16 protein-coding genes and 1 riboswitch are annotated in these 16,280 nt (G+C 46.5%); all 16 genes read right to left on the minus strand.

What is annotated here, in order from left to right; translation table 11 throughout:
- Positions 1–3: 3 nt before the first annotated feature.
- The 16 genes from MKY66_RS19175 to MKY66_RS19250 all read right to left on the minus strand — a co-directional run bounded on the left by MKY66_RS19175 (position 4) and on the right by MKY66_RS19250 (position 15,832).
- Positions 4–630 carry a nucleoside recognition domain-containing protein gene (locus MKY66_RS19175; protein WP_036607746.1) on the minus strand — a complete coding sequence of 209 codons (627 nt, stop codon included), beginning with the start codon at positions 628–630 and terminating at the stop codon, positions 4–6.
- A gap of 31 nt (positions 631–661) precedes the next feature.
- A complete protein-coding gene (locus MKY66_RS19180; RefSeq protein WP_076215878.1) occupies positions 662–1,849 on the minus strand; it encodes a D-alanyl-D-alanine carboxypeptidase family protein in 1,188 nt (395 codons plus the stop codon).
- A gap of 131 nt (positions 1,850–1,980) precedes the next feature.
- Positions 1,981–2,463 carry a GerW family sporulation protein gene (ytfJ, locus tag MKY66_RS19185; RefSeq protein WP_076215875.1) on the minus strand — a complete coding sequence of 161 codons (483 nt, stop codon included), beginning with the start codon at positions 2,461–2,463 and terminating at the stop codon, positions 1,981–1,983.
- A 147-nt stretch (positions 2,464–2,610) separates the two neighbouring features.
- Positions 2,611–3,342 (minus strand): DUF2953 domain-containing protein, encoded by a 732-nt coding sequence (locus MKY66_RS19190; protein ID WP_076215873.1) that lies wholly within the window; start codon positions 3,340–3,342, stop codon positions 2,611–2,613.
- A 379-nt stretch (positions 3,343–3,721) separates the two neighbouring features.
- On the minus strand, positions 3,722–4,378 hold the full coding sequence (gene scpB, locus MKY66_RS19195) for an SMC-Scp complex subunit ScpB (protein ID WP_076215870.1): 657 nt from the start codon (positions 4,376–4,378) through the stop codon (positions 3,722–3,724).
- The gene (locus MKY66_RS19200; protein WP_036672308.1) at positions 4,347–5,147 is read right to left on the minus strand and encodes a segregation/condensation protein A; all 801 of its coding nucleotides are present in this window, start codon (positions 5,145–5,147) and stop codon (positions 4,347–4,349) included. The genes scpB and MKY66_RS19200 overlap by 32 nt, the downstream gene beginning before the upstream one ends.
- A gap of 104 nt (positions 5,148–5,251) precedes the next feature.
- On the minus strand, positions 5,252–5,719 hold the full coding sequence (gene ribE, locus MKY66_RS19205) for a 6,7-dimethyl-8-ribityllumazine synthase (protein ID WP_076215868.1): 468 nt from the start codon (positions 5,717–5,719) through the stop codon (positions 5,252–5,254).
- 102 nt (positions 5,720–5,821) lie between these two features.
- A complete protein-coding gene (locus MKY66_RS19210; protein WP_076215865.1) occupies positions 5,822–7,054 on the minus strand; it encodes a bifunctional 3,4-dihydroxy-2-butanone-4-phosphate synthase/GTP cyclohydrolase II in 1,233 nt (410 codons plus the stop codon).
- A gap of 32 nt (positions 7,055–7,086) precedes the next feature.
- Positions 7,087–7,755, minus strand: coding sequence for a riboflavin synthase (gene ribE, locus MKY66_RS19215; RefSeq protein WP_076215862.1), 669 nt, complete (start codon positions 7,753–7,755; stop codon positions 7,087–7,089).
- A 61-nt stretch (positions 7,756–7,816) separates the two neighbouring features.
- Positions 7,817–8,920, minus strand: coding sequence for a bifunctional diaminohydroxyphosphoribosylaminopyrimidine deaminase/5-amino-6-(5-phosphoribosylamino)uracil reductase RibD (gene ribD / locus MKY66_RS19220; RefSeq protein WP_036607842.1), 1,104 nt, complete (start codon positions 8,918–8,920; stop codon positions 7,817–7,819).
- Between the two features lie 323 nt (positions 8,921–9,243).
- Positions 9,244–9,412: riboswitch (FMN riboswitch) on the minus strand.
- 169 nt (positions 9,413–9,581) lie between these two features.
- Positions 9,582–10,889: a hypothetical protein gene (locus tag MKY66_RS19225; RefSeq protein WP_256704327.1), complete on the minus strand. Its 1,308-nt coding sequence runs from the start codon at positions 10,887–10,889 to the stop codon at positions 9,582–9,584.
- Positions 10,890–11,000: 111 nt separating this feature from the next.
- Complete coding sequence (locus tag MKY66_RS19230) at positions 11,001–11,432, minus strand: peptidylprolyl isomerase (RefSeq protein WP_017687646.1); 432 nt, start codon at positions 11,430–11,432, stop codon at positions 11,001–11,003.
- Between the two features lie 207 nt (positions 11,433–11,639).
- Positions 11,640–12,971, minus strand: a complete 1,332-nt coding sequence (gene lysA, locus MKY66_RS19235) for a diaminopimelate decarboxylase (RefSeq protein ID WP_076215857.1) — start codon at positions 12,969–12,971, stop codon at positions 11,640–11,642.
- 103 nt (positions 12,972–13,074) lie between these two features.
- A complete protein-coding gene (locus MKY66_RS19240; protein WP_076215854.1) occupies positions 13,075–14,742 on the minus strand; it encodes a spore germination protein in 1,668 nt (555 codons plus the stop codon).
- Positions 14,743–14,766: 24 nt separating this feature from the next.
- Positions 14,767–15,195, minus strand: a complete 429-nt coding sequence (locus MKY66_RS19245) for a stage V sporulation protein AB (protein ID WP_076215852.1) — start codon at positions 15,193–15,195, stop codon at positions 14,767–14,769.
- On the minus strand, positions 15,176–15,832 hold the full coding sequence (locus tag MKY66_RS19250) for a stage V sporulation protein AA (RefSeq protein WP_076215849.1): 657 nt from the start codon (positions 15,830–15,832) through the stop codon (positions 15,176–15,178). Before MKY66_RS19250 ends, MKY66_RS19245 begins: the two co-directional genes overlap by 20 nt.
- Between the last annotated feature and the right edge of the window lie 448 nt (positions 15,833–16,280).

The following is a 16,280-nucleotide window of genomic DNA, read 5'->3' on the forward strand; positions in this document are numbered from 1 at the left end:
TGCTCATCCTTTCATGCCGGGATTGCCACTTTTCTGTATGCGCGGCGGTTTGTGTAATGCCCTGTTCCGATACCAGCGATCGGCGATTATAGCAGCAAGTGTAGCGATAATGGTAGCCATCAATGTTGTTCCCACAATCTCTGTAGCATTGGCGGAATGATAGTTTAAGCGGATGGCGATCAGCGTTGTCGGAATAATGGTAATACTAGCCGTATTCAGAGCCAGTAAGGTGCACATCGCAGGAGAAGCGGTTTGTTTGTCCGGATTAAGCTCCTGCAGCTGTTGCATGGCTTTGATTCCCATCGGAGTAGCTGCATTTCCTAGCCCCAGCAGATTGGCACTCATATTGGAGAGAATATAACCCATCGCCGGATGATTTTTGGGCACATCGGGGAACAGGAAGCCAACAACCGGACCGAGCAGCTTGGCAATCCGAGCCAGGAGACCCGCATCTTCAGCCATTTTCATCATGCCCATCCAGAACACAAGCACACTAATCAGTCCAAAACAGACCGTGACTCCCGTTGCCGCCCCATCAAAAGCGGCTTGCGTGACCACTTCGATATTACCGTTGACGGCTGCAAAAACAAATCCGATTAAAATCATGAGCAGCCAAATTAGATTAATCATGGATTATATCCTCCCTTCAATGGCGATTTAGCTAAGGAGACAACAGGTGGCTTAACACGGCACGCCATGCAACTGCCCAGGAAGAGACATCACCGATTCCACCCAGCGTTGCATCTTCTGTCTTCGGTTCAGGAGGAATATAACTGCCTTTGCGATACACTGGAATTGAGCCAACAAGTATGCCATCAAGCTGCATATCAATGCGACCTGCCAATCCGAACGAAGTGTCTGTCGATTGTTCCTTGCCTTCCGTTTCCGACTGTCCTCGATTTTCGTGTAGTATCAGTTTCTTGGTCAATGAGCCTTGTTCACTCTTAGCCAGTGGGTACCAGAATCCCCGGCCCGTAACGACATCCGTATTTTGCACAGGCTGTTCTTGCTTGGCGACCTCTACCAACGGGAAGTATTCAAACCCGAAATCAAGCATCCGAGCATGATCATTCCAATCGTTTCCGTCGTTCAGCGTTACCGCGGCGAGCTGCTGTCCATTACGTGTAGCGGAACTGACCAAACATCTGAAAGCTTTTTTTGTGTAGCCGGTTTTCACTCCATCCGCACCTTCATACATCCGCAGCATTTTATTTTTATTGTGCCAAGAGTATTCCCAGCTTTCATTGGGGTTCGGTGCGGATTTGTCCTCCGTGGCTACGATTCGTTTGAACACCGGATTGTGCAACGCATATGCCGTTAATCTGGCCAAGTCATTGGCTGTAGAATAATGACCTTCTGCATCCAGTCCATGAGGGTTCATAAAGTGGGAATGTGTCAGACCGATTTGCTCTGCCTTTTTGTTCATTAACAGAACAAAACCTTCTTCCGAACCACCTACATGTTCCGCTATTGCAGAGGCCGCGTCATTACCTGAACGGAGCATTAGCCCGTACAACATGTTCTCGAGTGTCATCTCTTCACCTAACTTCAGATAGAGAGACGATCCTTCTTTGGCAAATGCCGTGGGAGACACTTTCACTTTCTCATCCAACTTGCTGTGTTCAATCGCTACAATCGCCGTCATGATTTTGGTCAAGCTGGCAATTCGCAGTTCCTTATCCCCATCTTTGCTGTATAAGATCCGGCCTGATGTCACATCAATGAGAGCAGCGCTTTGCGCATGTGTAGACGGACCTTGAATTGTTGCCTGGGCTTGAGTAACCCCAAATGAAGACAGCAAGAAGACAGGGATAAGCATGCATGCAATGACTTTCGTTATTTTTCGCATCAATTCATTCCTCCGGGTCACTTGGAATCTTGTACTATCTTATGTCCGGACAACTTGGAGTATGTCCCATCAGGCAAAAACAGCAAAAATCCCTCACCGCTTGGATGCGGGAGGGATCATGACGAAATGATTCAGCTATACGTTGATGGATCTGGTGTAACCGGTACATCTGTAGCATTCGTTGGTGTTGTATTCCGTTGGAACATGCCTTGAATTCGGTCCAAAACATAAGGGGTGGAGTCAATGAGTTTCTCAAACAGATGTGTGGAGTTATCGAGTGGTACAATGTGTACCCCCTGTTTACCTACCACCAGGAACGCAATAGGACGTATGGATACACCGCCGCCACTACCGCCACCAAACGGAGAAGCAACTTTAGCTGAACTCGCATGTTCAGCAGAGGTACCCGTAGCACCACTTTTGCCACTACTTTCTCCATTAACGTGAAAATCACTACCACCGGCAGCAAATCCGAATCCCACCTTACTGATTGGCAAAATAACGGTACCATCTGGTGTTTCGACTGCATCGCCAACAATTGTATTGACATCCACCATGGCCTTGATATTTTCCATTGCGGTTTCCATTAAGCCTTGAATTGGATGATCTGACATTTAAATTCCCTCCAGTTTCAATGTAAGCTAGGTTTGATCTAACCATATCATCCCCAAACTTGAAGGGACTTATGTAAATAAGCATTTTAAGAACACTCACCGAACCCCAACCTCATATTTCCAAAACAGATTGGTTATAATGGGTTTTTACAGCGTTGTCCCACTAAGTTTCTTCTTTTGCTTCTCCTTATGCCTGCGGCGCTGTTCCTGAAGAAGTTTGAACCACATCCGCCATCCGCCTTCGACTTTAAGCACACGGGTGAGTAGTGTAACTCCAGCGAACAGAACGGCTGTAATCCGAATTTTCGCTCTGAAATCGAGCTCCGTTCTAAATTCCATTTCATCGGACCATACCGGCATAACCTGAAGCACGGGTCTTTCATCAAAGCGGATCTGATAGGTGAGAAAACCAATAATAATGGACTTGATACTCCACACCCAGCCCGTCAGCACCGCTGTATATGCTGCATCACCAACGCCGATGTGGGTAGCCCAGGACAGTTGGGTCATATGTACGCGTGTGAGTGTTTGCTTAAGCCACAGCTTGAGCGCGTCCGTTGCCCTAAGCATAATTTTCACATCTTTAGCCCACTTCTTGACTTTGCGTTTGTTGACCCGCTCACTTCCCTGGGCCTCGCCTCTCGAATGATTCATGGATTGTTCGGTCTTGACCAGAAAACCTTCCTTCATATTGCGAAAAACGATACTCGGTATCTCATAGTTAATCCGCACGATTCCATAAAGAAGACGAACATTAATATTGGCGTAATCATCACTTTTATGTTTACTGAATGTAAAATGTACATGAACATTTGAGATGAGGACTGCGGCAATCAGCAATGCGAACAACAAACCGATTCCTCCAAGCCAAATCCACACAGGCCTTACCTCCAAGCCCTCAATTCTTTTTCTCGTCTAGTATGGCACTTTGAATAGGAAAAAATTCACGCCTGACCTAAAAATCCCATTTCATATTTGTTTGGAACCGGTCCGTAACCTTTTATTTACACAAATTGGACTAAAGATTAGTTACACTGGTCACTCCGATGACAGAATAACCTTCCGATCGCTGTTATCCCCAGATTTTTTTGATTCCCTTCTCTAAAGGGTAAATCAGGGGATAAAGGCGAACACTCCGTTTCTTCAGATTATTTCTGTCCTCTCCGTTATGTGTACAATGTTTAGTTCAATTTATCTAAAAATAATGCGCAAAAAAACCGACTCCACTGATGGGTGTCGGTTAGTATGAGCTTGCAAATTAGAGTGAAGAATCCGTATTATCAACTTCGCTGTCGATATGACTTAGATCATCCGCCGGATCAGCACTTTCCGGTTCCAGTTGTTGCAAATCCAATTTGTTGAATAACAGTTGTGTCTCTTCCTCCAAGTTCTCCGAATCTTCGAACAAGCCTGGTTCCGGTAGGTCTTTAATTGAAGCCAATCCGAAATAATCCAGGAATGACTTTGTCGTTCCGTACAGAATTGGTCGTCCGATCGCTTCGGCTCGTCCCACTTCAATAATCAAATCCTTATTCACAAGCGTATGAATGGCCCGCTCCGATTTTACACCGCGGATTTCCTCAATCTCTACCCGTGTAATGGGCTGCCGGTACGCTACAATAGCCAGCGTCTCCAGAGCCGCTTGGGATAAGGACGTTCGTGCTGGAGAGTACGCCAGTTTCTCAAAATATACAGCATGCTCAGGCAAGGTGCCCAACTGAACTACACCCGCGATCTTGAGAATCTGTACACCTCGTCCCTGCTGTGAAAATTCATGAATCATCTCCTCAATCGCGTCCGTTACAAGCTCCACTCGTTGGTCGACGATCTCGGCGATTTGTTTGATACTCAGACCTTCTTCTCCGGACAAAAACAGCAGGCCTTCAATAATCGATTTCAATTTCGGAAAATCCATGATTCTTTGTTTCCCCTCTCCACTCCATAACGATATCCTCAAACATCCGTTCCTGATAACAGACAATCTGCTTCATCTTCATCAGTTCCAGCACCGCCAGAAAAGTGACAACAATCTCATGGCGATAGATATGCTCGTCCATCAACTTGGAGAATAACAGTCTGCCTCCCGGCCCCATACTTTCCAAAGCGCCGATGACATCCCGTATCCGGTCCTTAACCGAAATCTCATCCCGTTTGATTCGGGTTACAGTTGTACGCTTCTCAGCCTTGCGTAGCGCCTTCTGAAAGGCTGCAATCAGGTCAGAGGTGTGTAAACCCTCAACCGGGTTCGATTGGGCTTCTACGGGCATATAGGGGCGCAGATCCTCGGGCTCTTTGGAAAATATAAGGCTGCGTTCCCACTCCCGTTCATGAAGATGACGCGCAATTCCCTTGTACTTGCGATATTCTATCAGACGTGCAATCAGCTCTGCACGTGGATCATAATCTTCTTCTTCCATATAATCATAATCCTCGAAATCCTCAATGACCGGTGGTTTGGGCAGTAAAAGTTTGCTCTTGATCGACAGCAATGTTGCTGCCATGACCAGAAATTCACTCGTAATATCCAGTTCCAGTTCCTGCATCGAATGCAGGTACGCCATGTATTGATCGGTAATATCGCTGATGGGAATATCCTGGATATGAATTTCAGCCTTATCAATCAAATGAAGCAGCAGATCCAAAGGCCCTTCAAAAGTCTCCAGTTTGTATGTAACTACCGTCACTAGACGAATCCTCCCGCCAGAAAAATACAAAACCCTGCTAAGCCGTCCGAATCCGGTTTCCCGTGTTCGTCTGCGCAAAGCAGGGCACTACTATTAAATAAGCACTATTTTAGCTGTTTCGTCAAGTTTGCCATCTCAATTGCCGCCGTAGCCGCATCCCAACCTTTGTTACCCGCCTTGGTTCCGGCACGTTCAATCGCTTGTTCAATATTTTCTGTTGTAACCAGTCCAAAGATTGTAGGCACGCCTGTTTTCAGGTTGATTGCCGCTACCCCTTTAGCCATCTCGTTGCACACATAATCGTAATGTGTAGTTGATCCACGAATGACAGTTCCCAGTGTAATCACCGCATCATACTTGCCACTCTCCGCCATTTTCTGCGCTATTAAAGGGATTTCGAACGCACCTGGAACCCAGGCTACATCCACTTCCTCATCTTTCACGCCGTGACGTTTGAATGCATCGAGCGCTGCACTAAGCAATTTGCTCGTGATGAATTCGTTGAAACGTCCAACAACAACTCCATATCTTAATCCTTCTGATACTAAATGTCCTTCAAAAAATTGTGCCATTTATGTCATCTCCCTAACGGTATAATGTAATGTAAGTAACGGAAATTCCTAATTAATCTCTTCCATAAATTACATGGTGAACGTTATTCATCTAAAATATATTTACTCTTCGTTCTGCTCGATATCATCAAACTTGAGCATATGTCCCAGCTTAGCTTGCTTGGTATGAAGATACACCGTATTGTCCTCATTCTCCTCCATCTGGATCGCGACACGCTCTACAACTTCAAGTCCATATCCTTCAAGCCCTTTAATTTTACGAGGGTTGTTAGTAAGCAGTCTGATCTGACGAACTCCAAGGTCTTTTAGAATTTGAGCGCCTATACCATAATCACGCAAGTCAGCAGCAAAACCCAAACTCAGGTTTGCATCAACAGTATCCATACCTTCCTCTTGCAGCTTATAGGCTTTGAGCTTGTTGATCAGGCCAATCCCCCGACCTTCCTGTCTCATATATAACAGTACGCCATTGCCTTCCTCATGAATCTGTTTGAGTGCCGCATCAAACTGCGGACCACAGTCACAACGATGCGAATGGAATACATCACCTGTCAAACATTCAGAGTGCACACGTACAAGCACAGGTTTCGAACCATCAATTTCTCCTTTAACCAAAGCCACATGTTCCTTATTGTCCACAGCATTTGTATAAGCCACCGCTTGAAACTCACCAAAGTCCGTTGGCATGCGTACAGCCACTTCACGTTGAACCAGCTGCTCTTTTTCGTTACGGTAACGAATCATGTCCTGAATACTGATCAGCTTCAGATCATGTTTACGGGCAATCTCCTGCAAATCCGGAAGTCTGGCCATTGTGCCATCTTCCTTAATCACTTCACAGATAACGCCAGCAGGGTAGGAACCACACATGATAGCGAGATCTACTGCAGCTTCCGTATGTCCGGCACGCCGAAGTACACCGCCGTCTTTTGCAATCAACGGGAACATGTGACCAGGCTTACGGAAGTCCCCAGCTTTCGCCTCAGGATCGATCAGACCTTTCACAGTAATAGAGCGTTCATGTGCCGAGATACCTGTTGTCGTATCTTTGTGATCCACAGAGACGGTGAAGGCTGTTCCATGGAAATCCGTATTTTGTTGAACCATCGGTTTCAGATTAAGTTCGTCCGCACGTTGTTGTGTAATCGGAACACAGACCAGACCTCTACCTTCAGTAATCATGAAATTAATGACTTCAGGTGTCGCCTTTTCGGCCAAAGCGATAAAATCGCCTTCATTCTCCCGATCTTCATCATCCACAACAATGACGGGTTTACCCCGCATGAGATCATATATGGCTTCTTCTATTGTGTCCAGAATGGATTGTTCTGACATTGCTCCACCTCCAGTTAATTTCTGTTCTCTATTTATGCAAATCCGTGATTGGCGAGAAAATCTTCACTGATACTGCGCGGCTTGCCAGCACCCGTCTCCCGATGTCCTCTCCCATACTGGAGCAGATGATCCACATATTTGCCCAAAATATCGCATTCGATATTAATGGTATCCCCTGTCTTTTTCACATTTAGTACAGTTTCACCAATGGTATGCGGGATAATGGAAACCGTGAATGCGGTATCCGACGTTTGGACAACGGTCAAGCTAATGCCATCCAGTGTAACCGATCCTTTGGGGATCAGATATTTGAACAACTGGTGATCATCAGGCTTGACCTCAAACACAATTGCATTCTGATCACGTGTTATACTGCCAATCACTCCAGTACCATCGACATGACCCTGTACGATATGTCCGCCAAAACGACCGCCTGATTGCATGGCCCGCTCCAGATTAACTTTACTGCCAGATTGCAGCTGACTGAGATTGGTATGGCGATAGGTTTCAGGCATTACATCGGCGGTAAAACCTCCACCTTCGAGCGTTGTCGCAGTTAAGCACACGCCGTTCACTGCTACACTATCACCAATCTTCAGATCATCCATGATGGCGGAAGCTCCGATATTCAGGACCATCGCTTCGCCTTTCCGACCAATACGCCGGATCTGACCGACTTCTTCCACCAAACCGGTAAACATGCTGCCGCCTCCCTTTTTCAAGTTATAAAAAACTTAACTTTCTACTTTAAAATCCATTTATTTATTCAGGCCACACCGGAATACCGCCAATGCTGATATTATCTCCAACTTGTTCGATCTCCAACTGATTCAATTGGATCGCCTGATTCATACGTTCCACACCCTCGAAGCGGAAGCTTCCAGGTGTATCATAACCGCCTACAATCTTCGGAGCGATAAACATGAGCAGTCGATCGACCAACCTTGCCTCCAGCATGGCTCCATTCAAGGTGCCTCCACCTTCAAGCAAAATTGAACCAATGTCACGCTCACCCAACTTGCTAAGTCCGTTTAACAGATCCACACGTGGTCCAGGACCACAGCGAATAATTTCGACGCCGTAGGCTTCCAAACGTTCAGCAGCTTCAGGACTGGCTTCGTCTGTTGTCAGCACCCATGTTGGAGCAAGACCATCCTTAACCATTTTGGCACCTACGGGAAGACGTAACTTGGAATCCACCACAATGCGCACTGGACTAATGCCTTCGACTTGCAAACGGGTTGTAAGTTCCGGATTATCGGCAATCACTGTGTCGACGCCAACCATAATTCCCTGGTGACGATGACGAAGGGCATGCACAATCTCACGAGCAGGCTCGTTGGAGATCCACTTGCTGTCTCCGCTGCGAGTAGCAATTTTCCCATCCAAAGTTGTAGCTGTCTTCAACGTCACAAAAGGTAGACCCGTTGTAATAAATTTAATGAATTTTTCATTCATGCGTCTTCCACGCTCACGCAGTACGCCAACTTCAACTTCAATGCCTTGTTGACGAAGCATGCTTATGCCCCTGCCAGATACTTGCGGATTTGGATCTTCACAACATACCACAACACGTTTCACCTTTTCATGAATCAGGCGTTCACTACAAGGTGGCGTCTTGCCATAATGACTACAAGGCTCAAGTGTAACGTATACCGTACTTCCTTCTGCATCACTGCCTGCCATGTTAAGTGCATGCACCTCTGCATGACCGGTTCCACGTTTCAGATGGCTCCCCAGGCCTACAATACGACCTTCTTTCACAACTACACATCCAACGACCGGATTGATCCCCGTCTGTCCCTGTGCTCGTTCCGCCATATCCAATGCCAGTGCCATATAAAATTCATCATTGATCATTTCCAAATCCGTTCACCCCGCGGTTTAAAGTCTTGTTTATTAAAAAATCCCCGTCGAACAATCAGTTCGATGGGGATGATGAGAGACAAATGTCAACAGCAGGAGTGAAATGTATACAGCACGCCAACACTTTGCCCAAAACTTCATTTCGGGCAAGTGAAAATAGACACATACCTTAATGAACATCAATTACAGGTAAAGAGCTTTTATAGTGCGGCATATGTATGGAACTGTCCGGCGTAACCGGATCTTCCCTGCACAGTGCAAGACATCACACATCGTGACCGTGCAGCAATACTCCTGCTGAATGCAAACCTGTTAGGTCTGCACCTCTCCTTCTCCCATCCAGACTATACTGTCGGTTCTGGAATTACACCAGATCAGCCATCTGCCAATGGCAGACAGGTCACGGACTTTGCATCAAGTGCTGGACACATAGGTCCTTACACTTCCTGCATCACCGCCGGTAGGGAATTGCACCCTGCCCTGAAGGATTGCTTTCGTTATTAATTGGATGTTAGCACTTTAATGCCAAAAAATCAATTGTTTTTTGTTCCTTTTTGTCACATACTAACTTTTAATAAGCTAAGAAACAACAAAAAACCGCTTCCTCTTAAGGAGGTACGGTTTTTGCTTGGAGGCACATTTTCACATCCATCGTATCATTCTACATATCAGGAAAACACCAGCTCGCCATATGCTTTAATTCTTTGGCATTATGGAATGGAGTGCGGTCAGGTTCTTGCAGGGGCGAAGTCGGAAGCGGGAACTCTCGTGCGACCCTTCTGACCCAACTTGTGGAATCAATCGCAATAGCCGAGCATTTCCAACGTCCATTCGCTCTTGGTCGAAACGTCCCATGCAAATCTGCTTTTCCCGGCATCTCTGGAAAGACACCATCCAGATATTCAACGATGACACGCTTGTCTCTGACTTCATGACAATATACTGTCACCCAAACACCTTCCCGGACCCTAACAGCATACACATCGCCAGACTGTACCTCCCCGGTACCTGCATCAGGAGATGCCTTTGGCACTTTTCCACGAACACTTCTCTTCTTCTCCAATGCCCCTAAGATTGTGTCCTTTACAGCTGGACTCTCACCAGGCTTATTCGCAAGAGATATATTATTCAGATCAAACTCATGAAATATCTTGTTCAGGTTGTTCTCATTAATTCCGACAGATGAATCCCACCACGCCAGAGGGGCCTGCACTTCAACCCGCACATTGGGGCGTGCGTCACGTTGCATGTAAGAGGTGAATTCCGTAATCATTCCAGGATGCTCCGGCGTATCCAGTATGCCAATCAGAGCTAACGTCTCAAGCAAATCACGGTAGGCATATTCCTTCTGTGTAGGTAAAAGACGTTCCTTCTTGAGCGCTACTGCTGCCTTGCTGTAACGTGTTTTGGGAGGTAATTCGCGCAGCACCGTTAACACCGCACGGAATGTCCAGCGGTCGTAATCATTGGGTATTGGAATCTCCTGCGCGGCAGCCAGTTCTCGAAGTGCCAACACGCTTCCAAAAGGATCACCGTCCAACGGGGTTCCATTGGTCATCCGCCAATACCATTGCAGCGTTGTGTCGGTTGCTTGATCTACACTTAATCCGCAGATCTTACAAGTGTTCGAAGATGGATATGGCGTATGTTCATGACTTGGCATACTGCTCGCAATAAGCTTGCCTGTAAGCAACGAGCGCCAGATCATGGGTGCTGACCACAAAGAGGATACAAAGGCCTGCGCTGCATCATTGATCGTCCATTGATTCGCAACTTTTTTCAGCTCAGTAATCGTTTCATCGTGTTGCGGACGTACAAATCGATTCGGTGAATGCCCGGCTGCCTCAAGCGCTTCTCGATCCTTTACGGATAGACTATCCGGAACGACATGCCGGGATGCCTGCAGTTCTTCATCCCACAACGTGCGCTCACTATAAATTTGTTTTAACAAGCTTAGCTGAGTAACCATATCCAAGGTTTTATTCATCCTTTCTAATTATCGATTTGAAGTATGTAAAAATAAAAAAAGTGCTTCTATAAAAGAAGCACTTCATGTTTGGATCCAGTTAAGGTGAAGGTATTAAGCTTCTACAACTTCAACAGTTTCCATTTTGTCTTTACCTTCTAAAGCGTCCACGAACTCCATACCTTTAGTTACTTTACCAAATACAGTATGTTGTCCATCCAAATGTGGTTGAGGTTGGTAGCAGATGTAGAACTGGCTTCCACCTGTGTTACGGCCAGCATGTGCCATAGCAAGTGTTCCGCGCTCATGTTTGTTCGGGTTAATTTCACAATTGATTGTGTAACCTGGGCCACCTGCACCGGAACCGTTAGGGCATCCGCCTTGAGCTACAAAGCCCGGGATAACGCGGTGGAATGTAAGACCATTGTAGAAACCGGAATTAGCCAGTTTCTCAAAGTTTGCTACTGTGTTTGGAGCTTCTTGATCGAACAGATCGATCAGAACTTCTCCGCCGTTTGCCAATTTAATTTTCGCTTGTTTCGCCATATGTAAATGACTCCTTTCGTATTGACCATCGTTAATGGTGCCAGAACGCATGACCCTGGGCCAAGCATTACAGCACTTTTCTTAGTGTACACCGAAAATGTCTGGATCGCAAAAAAAACGGCAACTTTTTTCATGATTTAGCTCAAATACGCAAAAAGCAGACGAAAAAGGAAGGTCCCTTTTCATCTGCTTCAACTTTTAAACGAATTAGCGAGTTACTGGCTGTTTGCCAATACGTGCAGGTACCAGGTCATTCTGGATGATATCTTGATACGTCTCACGGCGTACCACGACATCTCCTTGACCGTCTTTGACAAATACAACGGCTGGACGACGAATCCGGTTGTAGTTGCTCGCCATGGAGTAGTTATACGCGCCTGTGCAAGCTACAGCGAGCAGATCGCCGCTTTCCACTTTTGGCAGGTCCAGATCCCAGATCAGCATATCGCCACTCTCGCAGCATTTACCTGCAACAGATACCGTTTCCTGAGCAGCCTCATTTGCACGATTTGCAAGCACGGCTTCGTACTTGGATTCATACAAAGCAGGACGTGGGTTATCGGTCATACCACCATCCACGGCAACGTATTTACGCACGCCTGGAATGTCTTTGCTTGTTCCAACGGTATACAGCGTTGTTCCCGCTTCACCCACGATGCTGCGGCCTGGCTCAACCCAGATCTCAGGTACGGCATAGCCGATTTGAGCAAAATGATTTTTAACAGCGTCTGTAATAGCCTTCACATATTGCGCAACTTCAAGCGGCGTATCTCCATCGATATAACGGATTCCGAATCCACCACCCAGGTTAACCACTTTGAAAGCAACATTAAGACGCTCATATACACTTGCTGCAAATTCAGCAACACGTTGAACAGCCATCTGGAAGCCTTCAACTTCGAAGATCTGGGAACCGATGTGGGAATGCACACCGAGCAATACCAGGTTAGTCTGCTTGGAAGCCAAGTCAATCGCTTCAAATGCTGTACCATTGCCGATATCGAATCCAAATTTCGAATCCGTTTGACCTGTGGAAATATATTCATGCGTATGTGCCTCAACACCAGGCGTCACACGAAGCAAAATGTTTACTTTACGATTTTTGTCCGCTGCTACAGCCTGCAACAGATGCAATTCATTGAAGTTATCAACAACAAAACATCCAATCTCCGCATCAAGAGCCATTTCGATCTCTTCCAGCGTTTTGTTGTTACCGTGGAAGTGAATGCGCTCAGCCGGGAATCCTGCTTGCAGTGCAGTAAACAGTTCACCGTCAGATACGACATCCAGGGAAAGTCCTTCTTCTGCTGCAAGGGCACACATCGCCATTACACAGAATGCTTTACTTGCGTAAGCAACCTGGAAGCCCAATCCGGAAGCACGGAATGCTTCCATATATTCTCTGCAACGCTCGCGAACCAATTGCTCGTCCACAACGTACAGGGGAGTTCCAAATTGTTCTTTCAGATCTGTTGCATCAACTCCGCCAATCTCCAGATGTCCTTGCACATTTATTTTACTTGTACCATGTAAATACATAATCTGCATTCCTCACTTTTTATATACTGGAACAATTGATATTCCAATGATTTTACACCAGTATATCAAATTAGGCAGCGAGATGAATGGATTTTTCGGAAGATCATTTGTGTTTTTTACTTTTTCGCAGTTCCCCGTCCGGATCATCGGACATTTTGGTGTTGTCACGGGTTTTATTGAATGATGGACGTTTTTTATTTTCCAGCAACGGAAGCCGGAATAAAAAATTACCCAGGGCCTTTGCATTAAACGGTATAAAAGGCCAGAGATACGAAGAATTGTACGACCGGTGAACGGTAAGTGCCAGTATGAGCAATGTACTGCCCACGACCAATCCCGGAACCTTGAATATCGCAACAGCAATTAACAGAACCAACCTGACTAGCCTGTTGGCAAGTCCAAGCTCGTAACTCGGTGTGGCAAACATTCCGATGGCTGCGATAGCCATATACAGTACAACCTCATTGACAAAATATCCTGTTTTCACGGCGATATCCCCGACTAAAATGGCCGCGATTAAGCCCATCGCCGATGCCAGAGGTGTAGGCGTATGAACCGCCGCCATCCGTAATAAATCGACGCCAAGTTCAATCAGGAGAAATTGCAGAATAATCGGCAGCTTTACATTTTCCTGTGGACCAATGAAGTCAAGTCCCATCGGTTTAATCGAAGGATCAATTACCATGAGAAGCCATAACGGTAGCAAAAACAGCGAGATGAGAATCCCTGCAAAACGCACCCATCGTAAATACGTTCCCATCAATGCCGTCTGTCTGTTTTCCTCCGCATGCTCACACAGGTCGAAGAAGGTCGTAGGCAGAATCATCACACTGGGGGAAGTGTCTACGAAAATGACAACTCGTCCTTCCAGTAAATGGGAAGCTGTAACATCTGGTCGCTCGGAATATCGAACGAGTGGGAACGGATTCCATCCCTTGTTGATAATCGCTTCCTCCAGCTGCTTGTCGGCTGCGGGAATACCATCGATATCCACTCGCTGAATTTTTTCACGAACTGAATCCACCTGCACTTTATCCACAATATCGTCAATGTACACCACGCAGACATCGGTTTGTGTTCTCCGCCCCACCTGCATAATCTCAAATTTCAGTCCTGGGTCGCGTATTCTGCGCCGCACCAAGGTTACGTTGGTCAGGAGTGTTTCGGTAAAGCCGTCTCTGGAACCTCGGACTACCCTTTCCAATGAAGGTTCTTCGGGTGAACGTACCGGATAACTCCGGGTATCCATAATTAAAACCGAGCGGTCCCCTTCAACGAACATTGCACTCATCCCGGTAAGAACCTTGTTAATGACCGCACTCATCTTCTCGACTTTTTCCACCTGAATATGGGGAATGTAACATTCAAAATAGGATTTGAGAGCATGTCCTGAGACGTCATCCGGTGTGAGGTAGGTCAGTCTTTTCAATACTTCAAGCAAAATCTCATCCTTGGCAAAACCGGTAATCATCAGCAATCCAACATGCTTGCCACCCAGGACCATTTCCCTCATATTAACATCGAACGATTCTCCAAGCCCCAGTACCTGTTGCAGCGTATATTTGTTCTCACTCATGCGTGGGGAGATATCATCATTTTCCTGCCAATATTGTACGGATTCCTCAATGCTGTCGGACATCTCATTTTGTTTTTTCTTATTGTACGCTTTCTCCTCTTCTTCCTTCTGAATCTCATAAGCAGACTTGTGTAACATCTCTTCTGTTATACCTTCACTATTTTCCTGGCCTGTGTGCTCCGTTCGTTCATCCATCTTCCATCCTCCTATGGCCACGAGTTACCGCTGATATATAAAAAAATCAAACAGGGAACCTGTCATTTTGCCCAAAATCATGGCGAGCAGTAATCCAAACAAATAAGGTTTCATGCCCAATCGTTTGGCTAGTACGGGCAGTACATTGAGTACCTCAGTGAGCGCCGCGGCCAGCAGTCCGATGAACACGCCACAGAACATACCAACAATCGGGCTGAGCAGCAGCACCCCATGCATTTTCCAGTGCCAGAAGTCTGCTACCGTCCCAAGCAGTGAACCACCTATTAGCGCCCCTTCGTACCAGTGAGTCTTGTCATACGATTGCGTAAGTTGAGCCAACCTTGGGATCATATCGAGCACCAGAATGAGCGCAATTACGCCGCTCCCTACGGCAATTCCCCCTGCAATACCCAATACAATGCTGATTGCTCCATTAAGAACGCTCATCCGCATTCATCTCCCTGCGTTCCTGCTCGTGCATCCGTTCGCTCTCTTCAATCACCACATATTTATCTACATTTTGCTGGTATAGGAACATCTCCACTTCTAGCGGGGTAGGTTCCTCATTCCACTTTTTCTTGAACAAATGATTAAAAAATACGGCCATTCCGAATCCAATGCCAATGGAATATGCCACTTGGAACAGATAGGGATGTTCGTCCCGATGCCCAGTAAGCATCTCCACAATTCGAATCTGTACTTCCTGCATGTTCACATCGGCATGAAAATTCATGATGGTTAAGGCTGATCCAAAGAACAGCAGCAGCCAAACCAGAATGAACAGGGACTTGGAAGGTTGACCATTTCCCGCAATGACTTCAACCAACGTATGACCTGATCCCATCAGTTCCACAGTTACCTCCGGCAAGATGTGCCGAATTCGGGGAATAATCTGCAATATATCAATGAGGATCAGATTGCCATCCTCCGGTCCAGGGCGCAGCAGTTCAAGCTCCAGTAGCCTGCCCTCCTGGTCTTCAGAAGAGGTCAGTACATGTGCAATGTCTCCAAGCTTGACTGCTCTGCCCCTCTGGATGCGAATACGGCTGCGCAGACGAATATAGACCATTGGAGTGGGTGTCTGGGACATCCATAGCACTCCTTTACTGCGTAATTTAGGTTAGTATTTGAAGAATGTGCAAATTTATTACAAACGGGTTGGAAAAAAGGTGGAAGGGTGAGTTGGCGCTGCGGGATGGATCGGTCATTGGTCGCTGATACTCGGGGGAGGATACACGCAGACACTCCGACGGCAGACCAACCTTCTGATCGCTGTTGTCTCCAAATTCTTTTGATTGATTTCTAAGTGTTAGAAATTTGGAGACAAAGGCGAACGCTTCGCTTCTTCAGGTCTAATCTGCCGCCTGCGTTGCTTATGTATCCTTAGGTGAGCCCTCACGCTTCGCTCCTTTTGACCGATTCCATCCCTCCGCTACCCTTCGTCCTCCCGCTTCCAAACGTTTGAAATAAATATGCTGAGGAGTAGGCAGGAAGGGAATTGAAAGATGGGCTTTTTGGGGTTATTTTATTCGCTCTCC

Origin of the sequence: Paenibacillus sp. FSL R5-0766 (genome assembly GCF_037971845.1) — a bacterium.
GTDB lineage: Bacteria > Bacillota > Bacilli > Paenibacillales > Paenibacillaceae > Paenibacillus.